The 15,972-nt window shown below is 36.2% G+C and carries 21 protein-coding genes and 1 pseudogene; 4 read left to right on the top strand and 18 right to left on the bottom strand.

Going from position 1 to position 15,972, the window contains the following annotated elements:
* Nucleotides 1-61: 61 nt before the first annotated feature.
* Complete coding sequence (locus HLH14_RS09615) at nucleotides 62-502, top strand: CidA/LrgA family protein (RefSeq protein ID WP_067722735.1); 441 nt, start codon at nucleotides 62-64, stop codon at nucleotides 500-502.
* A gap of 1 nt (nucleotide 503) precedes the next feature.
* Nucleotides 504-1,196, top strand: coding sequence for an LrgB family protein (locus HLH14_RS09610; protein WP_171533010.1), 693 nt, complete (start codon nucleotides 504-506; stop codon nucleotides 1,194-1,196).
* 51 nt (nucleotides 1,197-1,247) lie between these two features.
* Here HLH14_RS09610 and HLH14_RS09605 read toward each other — a convergent pair whose 3' ends face one another.
* The 14 genes from HLH14_RS09605 to HLH14_RS09540 all read right to left on the bottom strand — a co-directional run bounded on the left by HLH14_RS09605 (nucleotide 1,248) and on the right by HLH14_RS09540 (nucleotide 12,821).
* Complete coding sequence (locus tag HLH14_RS09605; RefSeq protein WP_171533009.1) at nucleotides 1,248-1,691, bottom strand: hypothetical protein; 444 nt, start codon at nucleotides 1,689-1,691, stop codon at nucleotides 1,248-1,250.
* A gap of 8 nt (nucleotides 1,692-1,699) precedes the next feature.
* A complete protein-coding gene (locus HLH14_RS09600; protein ID WP_171533008.1) occupies nucleotides 1,700-4,039 on the bottom strand; it encodes a fimbria/pilus outer membrane usher protein in 2,340 nt (779 codons plus the stop codon).
* 5 nt (nucleotides 4,040-4,044) lie between these two features.
* On the bottom strand, nucleotides 4,045-4,776 hold the full coding sequence (locus tag HLH14_RS09595; protein WP_171533007.1) for a fimbrial biogenesis chaperone: 732 nt from the start codon (nucleotides 4,774-4,776) through the stop codon (nucleotides 4,045-4,047).
* Nucleotides 4,777-4,867: 91 nt separating this feature from the next.
* Nucleotides 4,868-5,329, bottom strand: coding sequence for a Csu type fimbrial protein (locus HLH14_RS09590; RefSeq protein ID WP_067722745.1), 462 nt, complete (start codon nucleotides 5,327-5,329; stop codon nucleotides 4,868-4,870).
* Nucleotides 5,330-5,356: 27 nt separating this feature from the next.
* A complete protein-coding gene (locus tag HLH14_RS09585; protein WP_131271879.1) occupies nucleotides 5,357-5,824 on the bottom strand; it encodes a Csu type fimbrial protein in 468 nt (155 codons plus the stop codon).
* 26 nt (nucleotides 5,825-5,850) lie between these two features.
* Nucleotides 5,851-6,336 (bottom strand): hypothetical protein, encoded by a 486-nt coding sequence (locus tag HLH14_RS09580; RefSeq protein ID WP_131271880.1) that lies wholly within the window; start codon nucleotides 6,334-6,336, stop codon nucleotides 5,851-5,853.
* 32 nt (nucleotides 6,337-6,368) lie between these two features.
* Complete coding sequence (locus tag HLH14_RS09575) at nucleotides 6,369-6,842, bottom strand: hypothetical protein (RefSeq protein ID WP_171533006.1); 474 nt, start codon at nucleotides 6,840-6,842, stop codon at nucleotides 6,369-6,371.
* A 26-nt stretch (nucleotides 6,843-6,868) separates the two neighbouring features.
* Nucleotides 6,869-7,336, bottom strand: coding sequence for a hypothetical protein (locus HLH14_RS09570; RefSeq protein ID WP_131271882.1), 468 nt, complete (start codon nucleotides 7,334-7,336; stop codon nucleotides 6,869-6,871).
* A gap of 455 nt (nucleotides 7,337-7,791) precedes the next feature.
* Nucleotides 7,792-8,541 (bottom strand): adenosylcobinamide-GDP ribazoletransferase, encoded by a 750-nt coding sequence (locus HLH14_RS09565; RefSeq protein ID WP_131271883.1) that lies wholly within the window; start codon nucleotides 8,539-8,541, stop codon nucleotides 7,792-7,794.
* A 5-nt stretch (nucleotides 8,542-8,546) separates the two neighbouring features.
* Complete coding sequence (locus HLH14_RS09560) at nucleotides 8,547-9,167, bottom strand: histidine phosphatase family protein (RefSeq protein ID WP_171533005.1); 621 nt, start codon at nucleotides 9,165-9,167, stop codon at nucleotides 8,547-8,549.
* Nucleotides 9,168-9,196: 29 nt separating this feature from the next.
* Complete coding sequence (gene cobT, locus HLH14_RS09555; RefSeq protein ID WP_131271885.1) at nucleotides 9,197-10,252, bottom strand: nicotinate-nucleotide--dimethylbenzimidazole phosphoribosyltransferase; 1,056 nt, start codon at nucleotides 10,250-10,252, stop codon at nucleotides 9,197-9,199.
* Complete coding sequence (cobU, locus tag HLH14_RS09550) at nucleotides 10,252-10,770, bottom strand: bifunctional adenosylcobinamide kinase/adenosylcobinamide-phosphate guanylyltransferase (RefSeq protein ID WP_131271886.1); 519 nt, start codon at nucleotides 10,768-10,770, stop codon at nucleotides 10,252-10,254. Before cobU ends, cobT begins: the two co-directional genes overlap by 1 nt.
* Nucleotides 10,767-11,396, bottom strand: coding sequence for a 2'-5' RNA ligase family protein (locus tag HLH14_RS09545; protein WP_131271887.1), 630 nt, complete (start codon nucleotides 11,394-11,396; stop codon nucleotides 10,767-10,769). Before HLH14_RS09545 ends, cobU begins: the two co-directional genes overlap by 4 nt.
* A 195-nt stretch (nucleotides 11,397-11,591) precedes the next feature.
* The gene (locus HLH14_RS09540) at nucleotides 11,592-12,821 is read right to left on the bottom strand and encodes an MFS transporter (RefSeq protein ID WP_131271888.1); all 1,230 of its coding nucleotides are present in this window, start codon (nucleotides 12,819-12,821) and stop codon (nucleotides 11,592-11,594) included.
* 353 nt (nucleotides 12,822-13,174) lie between these two features.
* Here HLH14_RS09540 and HLH14_RS09535 point away from each other — a divergent pair, with 353 nt between their 5' ends.
* Nucleotides 13,175-13,531 carry a hypothetical protein gene (locus HLH14_RS09535; protein ID WP_067722768.1) on the top strand — a complete coding sequence of 119 codons (357 nt, stop codon included), beginning with the start codon at nucleotides 13,175-13,177 and terminating at the stop codon, nucleotides 13,529-13,531.
* An 81-nt stretch (nucleotides 13,532-13,612) separates the two neighbouring features.
* On the opposite strand, the pseudogene HLH14_RS09530 reads toward HLH14_RS09535, so the two are convergent.
* Nucleotides 13,613-13,801 (bottom strand): annotated as a pseudogene (locus HLH14_RS09530) (hypothetical protein); the annotation flags it as partial.
* Between the two features lie 177 nt (nucleotides 13,802-13,978).
* Between HLH14_RS09530 and HLH14_RS09525 the strand changes: the two are divergent.
* On the top strand, nucleotides 13,979-14,197 hold the full coding sequence (locus HLH14_RS09525; protein ID WP_067722770.1) for a hypothetical protein: 219 nt from the start codon (nucleotides 13,979-13,981) through the stop codon (nucleotides 14,195-14,197).
* A gap of 70 nt (nucleotides 14,198-14,267) precedes the next feature.
* On the opposite strand, the gene HLH14_RS09520 is transcribed toward HLH14_RS09525, so the two are convergent.
* The 3 genes from HLH14_RS09520 to HLH14_RS09510 all read right to left on the bottom strand — a co-directional run bounded on the left by HLH14_RS09520 (nucleotide 14,268) and on the right by HLH14_RS09510 (nucleotide 15,786).
* Complete coding sequence (locus HLH14_RS09520) at nucleotides 14,268-14,426, bottom strand: YHYH domain-containing protein (RefSeq protein WP_228139703.1); 159 nt, start codon at nucleotides 14,424-14,426, stop codon at nucleotides 14,268-14,270.
* A gap of 490 nt (nucleotides 14,427-14,916) precedes the next feature.
* Nucleotides 14,917-15,384: a Cys-tRNA(Pro) deacylase gene (ybaK, locus tag HLH14_RS09515; RefSeq protein ID WP_131271890.1), complete on the bottom strand. Its 468-nt coding sequence runs from the start codon at nucleotides 15,382-15,384 to the stop codon at nucleotides 14,917-14,919.
* Between the two features lie 291 nt (nucleotides 15,385-15,675).
* Nucleotides 15,676-15,786: a hypothetical protein gene (locus HLH14_RS09510; RefSeq protein ID WP_086194801.1), complete on the bottom strand. Its 111-nt coding sequence runs from the start codon at nucleotides 15,784-15,786 to the stop codon at nucleotides 15,676-15,678.
* Between the last annotated feature and the right edge of the window lie 186 nt (nucleotides 15,787-15,972).

The following is a 15,972-nucleotide window of genomic DNA, read 5'->3' as shown; positions in this document are numbered from 1 at the left end:
ATTCATAATATATACAGTGGGTCAAATCTAAAATACATCCAAGCTTTTATTTCTTGTTATTATGTCTACCTCTTTACTCTCTCCTAAGCTGCTTCATATTGCTCAAATCATCCTTCAGTTGAGTTTTCTGGTCATTATTTGGTGGGTCGCTTCAGTTATACAGCGCACACTCAATTTACCTGTATCTGCCGGTGTGATTGGTTTGTTATTGGTTTTATTTGCTTTGCTCAGTGGCTTATTTAAATTGCAATGGATTAAAACAGGTTCGGATTTTATTTTGGGAGAACTGGTCTTATTATTTATTCCGTGCGTCGTCGGAATCATTAAATATAAAGATCTCTTTTTAACCCAAGGTTGGCAACTGATCCTCGCTGTATTTATCGGCACGCTTTGTGTGATGCTTGCAACTGCATATAGTGTGTATTTTGGATTTAAACTAGAAGCGCGTTTAAAGCAAAAGCATAAGTCTCATTCAAACCGACTGTTAAAACAGGGAGAGTAAGATGAACTTGGTTGCTATTCTTTGCTTTGTCGGTACTTCTATTGGTTATATCCTCAGTAAAAAGCTGCATAAAAAATATCCCTATATGCTATTAGCGCCTGGGATTTTTGTGCCATTTATTATCATGGTGCTGATGGTCATTTTTAATGTCTCTTATGACACCTACATGATGGAAAATAAATGGATCATATGGATGCTTGGACCTGCAACCATTGCTTTTGCCATCCCTATTTATGAATATCGCAAAGTCATTAAAGAACATGTGCTCTCGATTAGTTTGGGTATTGTGGTGGGAATGATTGCTGGCGTAATGAGCGCATTCTATTTGGCAAAGTTATTTAGCTTTAATCAAGAAACCACTTATAGCTTAATGGCACGCTCTATTTCTACACCATTTGCCATGGAACTGACTTCAAATATTGGCGGTTCGGTTGAACTGGTGATTTTATTTACCATGATTACTGGTATTGCCGGTGTTGCCATAGCCGATATGATTCTGCTTGCCTTAAAGCTAAATTCACGCTTTGCGCAAGGGGCAGCTTTGGGTAATTCAGCACATGGTTTTGGCACTAGTAAAGCCTTTATGCGTCATCGTGAAGAAGGCGTTGTTGCCTGTTTAACAATGGTACTTGCGGGGGTATTTATGGTGTTGTTGGGACCGAGTATTATTCATCTGGTTGTCAATTTTCTTTAAGCTTTTTTTCTGAGCATGAGTTTAGATTCATGCTCTTAACAGACATTTAAATTAATAATCCATTGTGATAGTAATACGATCGCGATAATCTCCGGCAGCTAAACTCGCTAAGTTAACACTTCCTAATCGAGCGACAATAACATAAATATGCTGTGCCTTTTTTTTCTGAGTTTTTAATAGCTGCCACTGTGAACCCGCATCACCCGATAATTCATATTTTACATCTATACTGTTTTTTAATTTTGTATAAGCCAATGCAGATTCATTCTTTAATGTGCTGCTACCATTGGAATCAACTAAATTTTGGCTGTCAAAGCGAATATTAAATTCAGAATCACACTTAATATTCAGTTGTATGGTGGATGTACTTCCAGATGTAGGTTGAAGACGTATAGTTCCGGCTCCCGTATCGGAAATAGTACATGCTGCAAATACATTTGAGCATGCAAAAAAGAAAATACTACTCGCCAAAACTTTTAAAATCATCGTTTTCATACTTTCCCTTATTTACATACTAACTGTAATGGAACATTACTAGTCTCATCAGAGTCCAAGCTAAAATCAACCGTACACGTTTGATTGGAAGAAACTTGTACATTTAACTTATGTTGTCCCTCAGTCAAACCATAAATGGTCACCAAGTTATCACTGCCAACTGGATAAATATCCGCCTGATTACCATCCACTGTAATCTGACTTCCCGAGGGTAGTGCCTGACCGGCCAAATCAACCAATTTAAAGTCTACTTCACGTGTATGCACGACTGGAAAATCCACAATATAGCCCCGTTTATTGAGTGGCATAATTGTTTTACGTGCCGCAATGACCTTATCTTCAATCTGTAACTGGTTTTCATCAAAAGAAAGATGCTGATTGGTATAAGCAATTAAATCATGGACAAATATTTCTCCATGCTTGTTTGTTTTACCAATAAATAAATCATTGCGATAAACATCAACATTTGGACTATTGGTAACTTGAACTAAAGAGAAACCATTATTTACTGACTTTGTTAAATCGACACTGTGACCCAACCATGTCAATGCACCATGAAAAGTTGCGCTATAGCTGTTGTTATTGCCTGTTTGTAAATATTGTAAATCTAAATCGCCTGCTTTAGTTTTAACCCGGGTCGCCACATTCCCCGTATTTTGTTCATTTGCTCGTCCAGCGCCAATGGCATAGTCCAGACCTACAGCATTGGAAGTATTTTTAACAAATGTGAGATTACTAGAATCTGAATCGGTTTGGTTAAAATACGCAGCATGTTTATCGTCAAAACGATAACTGAGTGATAAATCAACACGATGGTTATCATGACTTTCTGCATCATAACTAACTCCAACAGACATACTTAAATTATCAAATAAACTGCGACTGGAGCGTAGCGAAAAAATGCGTTGATCATCGCGATCTATGCCTTTTCTATAATTCTGCTCAACATACGTAAAGGAGAGATTTCCAAAAACAGGAATTCCGGATTTAGATAAATAAATTAAGCTTTCTCGTTCAGGTAAAAATTGATCTTTTAGATCCTCCATACCTAACATACGAAAATCAGAACTATAATATTGTGCTTTTAAGCCAAGGCTATATTGATCTTTATCTCTTTTAAATTCTGTACTGACGGTATAACCATCACCTTTTTGCGAATCACTATAAGCTGAATTGATTTCTAATAACCCCAGTTTATATAAGTATTGGCTCCATAATAGACCTGTGCTTTTTAAATCATGACTATAATCTGCCACAGCACCTAAAGTGGTGATATCTGTTATTCCCCGTCTGAAATAGGCACTACCAAACCATTCGCGATAATCATCACTTTGTTCACTATAGTTATAGCGTAACTTACCACTTGAAAGACTATAGTCAGTTAGACCTTTTTTTAACAATCGTTCACTCACAAAAATAGGCACGTTTTGCACAGTTTTATTCCCCATAATATCCTGTACAACCATTTCTGCACTGCCTAAACCGCGAAAGTTAATATTGCTATCAATATTAAATTCCCCTGGATTTATTCTTGAATTATAGGCTTTATTTCCATTAATAATTAAATCAATAGTAGATGGAACCAGTGCACTACCTTTGAATGAAGGAGTATTCCAATAAACAAAATCTGGGCGTGAAGTAAAATTCGTTCCCCAGCGAAAACCGCCAAAATAATAAGATTGGGATAATCCGGTATTCGTACTGACATTATCTCCCAATTGTAAAGTGGTTAATTTTTTAGGAAACTCAATGATCAGAGATGTATTTAATCGAGTATTATTTTGAAAATCATCATCACTATTTTGATAGTTTTTGCGAAAAATATGACCATTGCTAAAAAATGTATTTTTCCAAAAAAGACCTAAATCAGCGACTGCATTTGCTTGTTTAGAATAATCTCCCTCTTGATAAAAGGCATCATAATTTAAAAAACCACCCAAGCCGGGTAATTCAGGCATTTGAATTTCAGTATTTTGAATATGCTGACTTTGCATATAACGTGTCGGAATATTAATTTTTAATAATTGTGAATCTATATCTTCTTCTACCACTATATCTGGCTGAGATATTAAGCAATATTGAATACCCATCTGGGCCAGCTGCTGAAACTTCTCAATATCCATAAAATTTGCTTGTAACACACTACATTCAATATATTTTTTCTGTTCAAATATAGTTAGCATAGCATCTTGATGTTGATCCACACCATTGATCCACAACCCAAGAATCATGTCTTGCTGCATTTCCTCATTTTGTTTAGGTACAGACAATTCATTCGCCATAGCATGATCTGGTCGAACTATAATCAGGAGAGCAAGGAATATAAGATTATATTGGGGTTTGCCCATATGCTTTAATTCTCCGTAATATCATAAACCACGGAAGTTTTAGAAGCGTTGGATGCCATTACAAACTTTAGTCCTTTAATGGATGTCGTATTAAATCCGTCCATAGGAATAGACACTTGGCGATCCGGCAAAATATATTTCATAGTATCAATGTCTTTTAATACTTTACCTGAGGCATCTTGAATACTGAATTTCGTTATTTGAAAATGTGCTTTCCCACTATTTTTAGCCATTAAAACAGTATTGTTTTTTTCATCTTTAACAAAATGAAAGGACATATCAGGTTGAAAACCATTGCCCGCAAATACAGGAACACTAAAATTTAAGGCAATACTCATCCCTGTTTTTTGTAATGGCGATGGAATTTCACTAAATTTAACTCGCCAAGTTCCTTCTTGTTTTAAATTCATGGCTGCAATGGATTGGCGAAATCCAAATCGAATCACTTTATTACTGTCTGGTAGTAAAATAAGAGCTTTGGGATTAACCACCAAGTCTGTATCTGGTGTTAAAACATCGTTACCTTGTTCATCTTGAGTCCAGCGAAATACACTAATTTCATAAGTGCGATCCGTTTTTTCTCCTTTGGTATTCAGTGTTGCCGTTGTACTGCGTTGTTGACGATCACCAGAAATATATAATTGAACGGGTGAAATGGTCAGATCTGCATGAGCTTCTGGCTGTATTAATGTTAGTAATGCAAACAACAGACCGCTTGTATTTTTCACAGTTCGCATAAATTTTCCCCAATAAAATATTTAAAAAAGCTATAGAAAATGCATAAAAGATAAATGGCTTATCTTTTATGCGATTTTAAAAATTTATGGTTTAGTAATACACACTAATTAAATAAGTATCAGTGTATACACCAGCGCGAGTCGTAGCAGTAATAGGCGTAGAAACATGAATGCTAACCTCATAGTCATCTACAGAATAACCAGGTCTTGCAAGCGGTGTTCCTGCATGTAAGGTTACTAACGTATTATCGCGAACCGCACGAGTGCCTACACCTGTTTTTAACCACTCATTTTGAGCATTGGAAATATACGAATACCAACCTTCATACCATTTCGCATTATCAGTAGAAATACTATAGGGTGTATTACACGTTACTGTATAACCTGCAGTCGTATCTGAACCATCTTCTTTCAAAATAATTTCAGAAGCCACATTGGAAAAAGTACATTGTTTTGCAATTTCCACACTCATGGGAATAGATGACGTTGCTGTAGCAGCAAATGCATGACATCCCATCATAAGAGCGGTGATCGCTAAGAATATTTTTTTCATGATTTAATACTCAATGAAACTTTAAAACTAGTAATCCACACTAATATTTAAAGTATCGTTATACGTACCTGCTGGTGTAGTCGACACTACAGCAGCAATAAGTGCAGCATTCACGTTATAAGTATCTACAGTTAAACCAGGCTGAGACAATGCTGTACCTACATTTACAGGAACAGCAGTACCATTTAAATTCACAGTGATATTTGTATTTAATGTATGGCTTGAGTTTGTTGTAGATTTAACAAAGGTGGTTGCATCTGAAGTATTGGTAGTACTAGTGCGAATGCTATACGGTGTATTACACGTTACTTTAAAAGCTCCCGTCCCACTTGTTGTATCATTAGGAATAGCAATATTGGTTGACACATCACTGATGGTACATTTTTCTGTAATAGTCAGACTGACTGGAATACTTGCAGATGTTGTAGCTGCTTGAGTTAAAGCACTTGATAAAGCAGCGATTGCAACTAAAGTAATTTTTGTTAATGTTTTCATGTTTTTTTTCTCAATAGGATTAATATTTAGTAATAAAGATCTAATTTATAGGTATCTATATAAATACCCGCTGGTGTAGTTGCAGTAATTGGTTCTTTTAGACTTATCGCAATACTGCCTGTTTGGGCTTGTGCACGATATCCCCAGTTCGCCCAAACCCAGCCATGTGGTAAAGGGGAATTTGAATATCCGAATTGAGGTAAATTTAATTTAATGACTGTCTCAAGCTTTTTACCTGAAATAGATAACACAGATGATTTACCTGAACCCCATACAGCAGAAGATTCAGATTGAAATTCTGATGTGAATGCTACATTACATTGAAAGGTAAAACTTCCAACGCCTTCGCTTCCATTTTCAGGAATAACTATCCCCGTACTGACATCAGTAAATGAACAGCTTTTAGGCACTTCCAAACCCATAGGTATACTGGCAGTGGTATTAGCAGCTTGAGTTAAACCACTCCCCAGTAATGCTGCCAAAATCGCGGCAGATTTTATGAATATCTTCATAAGATTGTTCTCTTGAATTTTTTTATTAAAAATTAATACGTCACATTCATATTTAAAGTATCGGTATATACTCCTGCTTCAGTTGTTGCAGTAATTGGGCTTTGCAGACCGACTTCAAAAAAACCATTTACCGGTATTCCATAAAAGCCAATAAAGCCATGTTGATAAAAACCATTAAATGGAACCGTATATCCCGTTATAGGAGCAACATTCATATTAGTTTTTAATTTTGTACCATTCGCACTTGTTAAATAGGTTGAACCATTTGCACGAGAATTTGCTGTATATTGAACTGAAAAAGAACCTGTATTACACATCAGCGTAAATGCACCGGTTGCTTTAGTCCCATCTTCAGGAACAATAATTCCTGCACTTACATTTGAAAATGAACAGCTTTTAGGAATGTCTACACCCATAGGAATACTGGCTGTAGTCGTTGCGGCTTGACTCAAGCCACTCCCCAATAACACAACTAAAAATGCAGCTGACTGAACAAATATTTTCATTATTTTCTCTCTCATTAAATGAGTGACTAAAAGGTAGCATCCAAATACAATACATCCTGATAAACCCCAGCAGGTGTAGTTGCATGAACTGGATTTGCTAAATTTATACTGATTGTTCCAAGCTCTGAATTCGATGGGTCTAGTACAGAAATCTGCCTAGCTCGGTCTAACTCAAATGTATTCCCCTGAAAATTTACTTTTACGACCGTATTCAACTTAGTTCCATTTACTGATTTTACAGAAGTTGTCTGATCGCCATCTTTTAATGACCTTGAACTGAGCTGCAGTTCAAAATTTTTATTACAATTCAAGGTAAAATTTCCGCTAGAAACACTGCCATTTTCAGAAACAATAATTTGTGGACTGACATTGGAAAATTGACAACTCACAGGAATAGTCGTCACAATATCCACTGAAGAAGTTTGGTTTGCAGAATAAATATTTCCTGAAAATTGCAACAAAATAAGCATCAACAAAATGTTGGCAAATTTCATATTCAATTCCTTCATCCGTACCACTAATTTAGTCAAAATGGTTATTTGTAATTAAAAGAGAAATAAAATGAGATTGATATCACTGTAATTAGGTATATTGATCACAAAAAAACAACATAAGAAACATGTTTAAAATTAAATATTTAAAAAAATAGATTTTATTATTCAATGAGATAAATTATATAAATGTATATTTATGTAACATTAAGTTAAATTTATTTTCGACTAAAAAACATTTTTTGATGAGTTGTTTTTATAATTTTTTCAATATTATTTTTACACAAAAGATATTTTTCACTTAACTTATTATCTGAATATTTCACAAATATTTATATTATTTGTAATTTTATTTTTCTTAAATGGATCGTTAAAGATTTTACTTCTTCATATAATTCATCCAAATTTTGTTATAAAAAAACCTCATAAATGGAATCTCATTTAAGCAATAACCTAGGCTACGAAAAATTCAAATAAAAAAGACTCATCACAAAACTCAAAATACTCACAGCCTCACAAATCTCAATACTTGCCCCAACTGTATCACCAGTAATTCCACCAATCCGCTGGATAAATTTGTAGCGTAAATATATTAAGGTGCCTATAAATATAATTGCTGTTAAAATACCCACCCATGCAAAATATGCAGAGGCAACTAAACACAATATAAAGAGAGTCACTGCACCCGTTTTAGGAATAAATTCTGCAATTGAAGATCCTAAACCTCTTTCACGCACGTATTGGGTAGTCAAAAATAAAAATAGTGGTGCCAAGCGACCCAATATTGGAAATAAAAGCAGGGCTGAATAGAGTTGTTTTTCTAATAATACATACAGTGCTGACCATTTAATTAGACATAGAATAATTAAACTTAAAACCCCTATCGGCCCACAACTCGGGTCTTTCATGATTGTTAAAGTACGTTCTTTATCGCCAAAACCACCGACCCAGGCATCGGCAGTATCCGCTAAACCATCCAGGTGCAAACCACCCGTCAACCAGATCCAGACCACTAAAATTAGACTGCTTAGCAAGATCACCGGCAATGCATGCAGCACCGTGGCTATGGCAAATAAAATTGCACCAATCATCAAACCAATGAGTGGATAAAACAGTAAAGATTGACCATTTTGCTGTTTGCTCGGCATTTCTTTCAATTGAATCGGAAATGTCGTTAAAAACTGCAAAGCGATAAAAAATGGTGTCATTACTGTTATTCCTTGAGCAACTGGATTGAAGCATCTTCATGAATTGCAAGGGAATTGAGTTGCCCCAATTCTGCTGTCATTTTTAAAATATCATCCAGTGAATGATTTAAAGCGATACATTTTAAAAGTTTAATCACACCGCCATGCGTCACCACCAAAGCATGCTGCAAACCATTTTCCAGCATCTGTTGTTGCATGTTTTCAAGACTATTGAGGATGCGTTGATAAAAATCCTGCATATTTTCTGCATTGGGCGGGGTAAATTGAGTCGGTTGTTGCCAAAAATTCGCCAGTAATTCAGGCTCATTTTCATAAATGACTTGGGTCGATATGCCTTCCCAATCGCCAAAATGCATTTCTTGCAAACCTGCGTCATAAAAGATAGGTCGTTGCTTTTGATCTGCGACCGATTCTGCAAATAAACGACAACGTTTTAAAGGCGAAGTAAAGATCACATCCCATTGCACCGGTTTATGCATAGAATCGTGCTTAACAGCATGCCAAGACTGATCTATGGTTTTCTGCATCTGCGACCAACCCAATTCGGTTAAATCATCATCTGTAGAACCGCGTAAGGTATGACTTAAAGTCGTTTCACCATGACGAAGCAGATCAATCTTTAACATGTTCAATATCCTGTTGAATCCTCTTAGGATTAAACTTTTTCGCCAATAACGGCTGCTTCTGCAAAAGTGGCCATGTGGTTATGCAGACTGCATGCCAGTTTAATCACGCCTAAAGCAGCCCCAGCACCACTACCTTCGCCTAAACGCAAGTTGAGTTTGAGTAATGGATGTTTTGCATTCAGTTCCTGCAATAAACGGCGATGTCCATATTCAGCCGATTGATGCCCAAACAGCATCCACTCACGGACTGCAGGATTTAAACGTACCGCTACAAGCGCTGAAACTGTGGTAATAAAACCATCGACCACCATAGGCAAACCGAGCTGTGCACAACGAATATAGGCACCCGTCATTGCTGCAATTTCCAAACCACCCACCGCGCAAAGTGCTTTAAAAACATCTTGACCGACATATTCTTGATGTAAAGCAACAGCCTGGTTAATAACATTTTTTTTATGAATCAATTGTTCTTCACGAATACCCGTACCCACACCTGTGAGCTGTTCAGCAGGCTCATTCAGTAAAAAACAGGCGACTGCTGATGCAGAACAGGTATTGCCAATGCCCATTTCCCCAGCGACATAAATAGATGCGCCATAAGCAACGGCATCCTCTACGCTTTGACGTCCCAGATTCATCGCTTCAATACATTGCGCTTCAGTCATGGCAACTTGTTTGGCAAAATTCGCTGTTCCCGGAATAATGCAATGACGTTCTACGCCTGCATATTCATAGGCATCCCCCACAGAACCACAGTCAATGACTTGTAATTTGGCATTGTATTCTTTGGCAATTACGCTGATACAAGCGCCACCGGTGGTGAAGTTTTGCAGCATTTGACGCGTCACGGCTTGTGGATAGGCAGAAATATTTTCTTCCATCACCCCATGATCACCGGCAAAAATCGTAATCCAAGGTTGATTTACATTGGGACGTGGATTTGCTTGCAAACTTGCCAATAGCACGGCGGTATTTTCAAGTTCAGATAATGAGCCTGTGGGTTTGGTCAGTTGTAATTGACGTTCTTCAGCCTGTTTTTTTGCTTCCACACTTGGCGTTTTACACGCATCCAACCACCAGTTCATTATTTATCTCCTTTTAAAATCATGGGAAAACCCGCAACACAAAATACAACTTTATCGGCAATTTGCCCCAACTGTTGATGCAAACGCCCCGATTCATCTACAAACTTGCGGCTGATCTCGCCCATTGGTATCACGCCTAAGCCGGTTTCATTACTGACTAAAATAACTTCTGATTCTAATATCGGTAAGATATCCAGCAGTTTTTGGCATTGATGCCTCTGTAATTCAGGATTTTCATGCATCAATAAATTACTCATCCACAAAGTCAGGCAATCGACAAGAATCACTTGATTGGGTTGATCAAGCTCGATTAGACAGTTGGCCAGATATAAAGGCTCTTCTATCACAGTCCAGTGCTTTGGTCGTTGCGCTTGATGATGATGAATACGTTCCTGCATTTCGGCATCGAACGCTTGTGCGGTTGCAATATAAGTTACAGCCAAACCTGAATCTTTTGCGATTTGTTCCGCAAGGCGACTTTTACCAGAACGTGCGCCACCTAAAATAAGTTGCATCATACGTCACCCAATTGAAATTGATGAAATGGATAGAGCTGACCTTGCAATATTTTTGCGTTATATGTGCCAAAAGTCAGTTGATCGACTGAAAATTCAAAGCTTTTTTGTTCAATGCTGTTTATATGATCAAAAATTAAATCGCTATTAAAATCTTGATGATACAAACCTAAAGTAAGATGTGGACAATAGTCGAGCGGTGCAATTTCATTGCAACTTTGTCCAAATAAATGACGCAATTTTAAAAGCACATCATTTTCATCAATAATTTCGACAAATAAGGCACTTTCAAAACTGTTGATGCGACCTGTTTTTAATTGAATTTTATTCTGGGAATTATCTGTTAAGTGTCGAATATGTTGATGCATTTTTTCAATGCAAAAATCATCATCCCAAACTGGGTTTTGTTCCGTAAGGAAGCCACAAATAAATAAAGTAATGTGAAATTGACGGATATTTGGCGAATATAAAAAATCTGAAAAAACCGAACGCAGCTGATTTAAATACTCTAATAATTCTGGATGCTCAATTTCGATATACCATAACGAAAAATGCTCGCGTCCGCGATGCCATTCAGGATAATCCCCTGCAAGTGTAGGAACAACAGGCGTAGAAGGCTTTAAGAACACACATCAAATCACTTTAAATTCAATCACCTTATTAAAGCATGAATAATATTAATTTTCTCGAGGCATTGATTTAGTAATATTCAACCAACACTGAATTATATTCAGCTTTTTCATACTTAAATCGTGTCACAAACTTCATTGCTTTATCAATAAATCCCCAGCCACCAACTTAGGACTATAACTGCATAAAGAAAATCACACCGGAACTGAAGATGGCTGCATATTCTTTTGATAACACAAGAAATAAACAGCGAGCAACATAAACATTATCATTAATAAATAAAATGGATAATCGCTATGCCACTGATACAAACCGGTACTGACCAATGGACCAAATACAAAACTTAAAGCCTGGGTCGCAGTACAAAAACTGGCAACTTTAACCTGTAAATGCTGTGGTGCAGATTGGGCAGCCCCGGTGGTAAATGCCGGAGTAAGACAAGCCACAGCAACACCATATAAAACATAGGCACTTTGGAAAATATGAATATGTGTGGTGCGAATGGAGATCAGCAAGCCCAGCATCATGCACACCAACCCAATCCACAATAAGCGCTGCACAGACCATTGTAAAAACTTGGAAATAGCCGTTTGCATAATCACTAATGATATTCCGGCAATCAAAGAACATTGGGCAAAGTAAATTGCACTCTGCTGAGTCGAAATTTGAAATTGATCTTGTATATAAAAACCTGCGGTTAGATTTACTGTGACAATCGCAATATAGAGACTAAATCCTAATCCAAACCACCCCATACTGTTACGCAAAGAAAATGCTTCATTGTGGGAAAATGTCGTATTTTCCGTTGGTATAACCTGCTCAGAAGTATGAGAAAACTCAGTTTCGTGACGATCAAATTTCAATACAATATATAGACTAATGAAAGCAAAAATAATAAAGGCAACCCATAACGGCGTCAGCATACCCCAAGCCAATAAAAGCGTCGTTAAAAATGGTCCAAGCACCAAACCTGCACTATTTAACGCTCCAAACTTGGACATGGTCTGGCTGCGTTGTTGTTCTGAGGTATATCTAGTCATGACATAAGTTTGTAAAGCGATTTGCGGCATAGCCATAAATACGCCCATACTTGCCCGAGCCAACAATAACAAAGTAAACAGCAGCATCGTAGCAAGATGATATTCAAGCCCATAAGCCAAAACCGCAGTAAATAACCCCCAAGTGAGGGTCATACCGATAAAACCCACACTTAATAAGCTATAAATACTGTATTTATTTTGCTGTTTAGAAATATAGATTGCCCCGATTGCCATCAACAATGCACCTGCTGATATCAAAGCTCCGCCTTGCAGTTCTGTCATTTTCATTTGACGAACCAAAGGTGCAAGTATGGGCAAAATCATCGAAAAACAGCCACCATTCGCTAGGCTTGCAGCGATAAGAATCTTATTGTTTTGATTCATTATTCAATTTAACCAAATTTTATTTTTATACACGCAACAATAGCAGTTTAATGAATTTTGTCCATTCTATATTCAACTCATATTTTTTGTTTTTTAACGGGTTGATAATTTTCAACTAAGTGCTTGTCAGCAACTGAAATTTGATAGCTTAATTATTGTGTATTCTTCTTTCTTGCTGTTTACAGTAACACAGCAAAAACATAGAGAAATGGTTTTTTTGGTGGCTCTTTTAGTCTGTACAGGGATATATAAAATATCGAAAAAACTTTAAGGTTTTAATTAATTGATCATCTCTTGACCACTTTAAAATAAATAATCAATATAGATATACTAAAAAATACAGAGAATAACCGATGATAGATTTAACAAAGATTGTAAAAGATACAATTGGAGCAGAATCATTCTATCCACTAGAAAAAACACAAAATGCAATTTTTAGCTGTGATTCAACAGATATAAATTTTGCTAAAGACATGCTAAATACGTTCAAAAGAAATTATGAAAAGTTGAATCAACAAATTAAGAATGAAGATTTTTATGATGATTACTACTTTGATATTGAATTTAAAACTCTTTTTTTAGCAATAGACAGGTTGTATAGCTTATTAGGTAACAGCCAGTCTGAAGAAGATCGACTAGATGCTACAATATATCAATCATATATTAGAAGCCAAGATAAACACCTAAGAGTAGCTCTTGAAGAACTATAAGCTAATGCCTCTGTCAAAGCCCTCAATTGAGGGCTTTTCATACTCAATTAAAACTTTCGAAATTTCTTTCGCAATAAGCCCACCATGGGCTTTAAACAACTCTGTCAAAATCTCATCTAAATGATCTTTATCTTTAATAAAGTTTTTAAGTACTTCTGCATGCATCGCCCAAGTATCAAAGTCCTTCATTTGGATCTGATGGACTTCAATATCAATATCCAAAATAGGAACTTTAATACTTCGATTTGTTGCTAATAAAAAATCATTCATGATGGAATCTCGGGGAAAAATTTAAGCATTAAAAAAGCACCATGAGGTGCTTTTCTTTTGGCGTTAAAAAACTAAAAGTGGTTGATATTCCATAAATGCATATAACATGGTTTTTCTCATAAATCAGTTTTATAATACAAAGGTGACACTTTTATTTTTTGCTATTTAGGCTTTTTCATGAAAAACAACTCCTCATCAGATGACTCAGAATCAACCGTTTTAGGTTGGAAATTCGTTGCCATAGTTGGTGCTATAACCACTATCTTTTTTACTTTCCTATACTTAGCCATGACCAGCGACCCAGACTATATGCCTAACCGCAAACCCAAGGCAACAATCCAAGAAGCTGCCCCAACCAGCACCCCCCAACCACAAGAAAAAACCACGCCTGAATAATAAAAGAGCAAACAACCACAAGTTCTACATATAAGCGGCATTAAAAAAGCACCCTAGGGTGCTTTTATTATTAATGGCAGTGTCGTGTTCCTGTACTTCTTTCATTGTGACATCCATCACTAGCTGTGTGACCACTATGCGAATAAGCTATAGTTGCAACCAAAGTTAAAAGCACTAAAGCTATAATCTTGTTCAAAATATCCCTACATTTTAAATGTATAAGATTCATTTATAGCTGAAGCAGGTTATTTATCAAGCATTAAAAAACCACCCGGAGATGGCGAGAGTGTGGTTTTTATTCAAATAAGCATGGCTGCATAAGTCTCTCAACTTCAGTAATTGCAGTCATTAATAAATCTCTTTTCTTGCGATAACTTCCTAAAACACTACCCGCCAGGCTTGCATCTGATTTAGCCAGATCAAGTTGAAGTGATAATTTGTTGTGAATATTGTTATAGTTTTGGTCTTGTGAGCGAATAAATTCTCTTGTTTCAAAGAATGCCTTAACTAATGCCCATAGCTACGGCAATAGGATTCACAGTACGACCGCTTGAACTTGTGTTGGTATATAACCATGCCCCAAATTGCAGTAACCATCCCTCTACATCAAAACGTGACCCTTAATGCGGCTTTTGTTATTTTAAGGGAATAGGAAAAGTGAGTAATAATGTGAGTAACACCTAAAACCATACTCAAATTAATAGTGTTAAATCACATGATTATTCATCAATAATATCGGCAAATTTAGCACCTAAAACCCGAGCTAGATCATCAGGCTTCACCCCTATATCCAACCCTCTTCTTCCACCACTCACATACATAGATTCAAGCTGTTTAGCACTACCACAAATAACTGTTTTTAAAAGTTTTTTCTGCCCGACTGGACTGATCCCACCCACCAAGTATCCAGTTAAGCGTTCGGCATCTTTAGGATATGCCATATGTAATTTTTTAGCGCCTACTGCTGCAGCTATTTTCTTTAAACTTAATTGATGTGCAACAGGTAAAACAGCAACATAGTAATTTTTATCATCGGTTACCAATAAGGTTTTAAAGACCTCTTTGACTTCTAAATTTAACTTTTCAGCCGCTTCTAATCCAAAACTTTTTGCATTTACATCATGCTCATATTCATGGATAGAAAATTCAATTTTATTTGATTTTAAAACTTTGCAAGCAGGTGTCATTTGTCGATGATATAAAAAACGGGATAAGTAGATTATATGCTTTTTTCAAAGTCAATGTTTAGCATGCTTAGGCTATTTTTAGCTTATCAACTCATCTATGGGACACTTTGTCTGATAATCTAAGTAATTAATAACCACTTTATTACATAAAAGCATGTATGTTAAATGCTTGTATTTATAGATTAAATGTAATTAAAACTCAAAAATAAAATAAAAACTAAAGCTTCAGTTTTCACTCAACATTGAAACTTCTATATTTCTTGTGGGAAGCTCTCCTTCAAGGCAGAGCCCCTATAAAAAATATTCCCAAATGACGTAACCTAAACCGAATCCGATAAATGAATAAAGTGTGATGATGAAGAATACAAAGCTAGCTTTATTTTTCTTTTTTAAAAAATTCATATTGATCCTCAAGGCTTAGTCTAAATTGCATCATATTATTGCACTAATTTAGAGCATATTAAACATTAATAATTTCAACTACGATAGTACAGGCAATACAATGAGCTTAGCTGCAATACTAATTTGTCTTTAGATGTTCTTGTCTGGATTCGAGACGAGAGGAAATAGCCCTGAATCTTTACGAGC

This window comes from Acinetobacter terrae (genome assembly GCF_013004375.1).
Classification (GTDB): Bacteria; Pseudomonadota; Gammaproteobacteria; order Pseudomonadales; family Moraxellaceae; genus Acinetobacter; species Acinetobacter terrae.
This window is presented reverse-complemented; position numbering and strand designations above follow the sequence as displayed.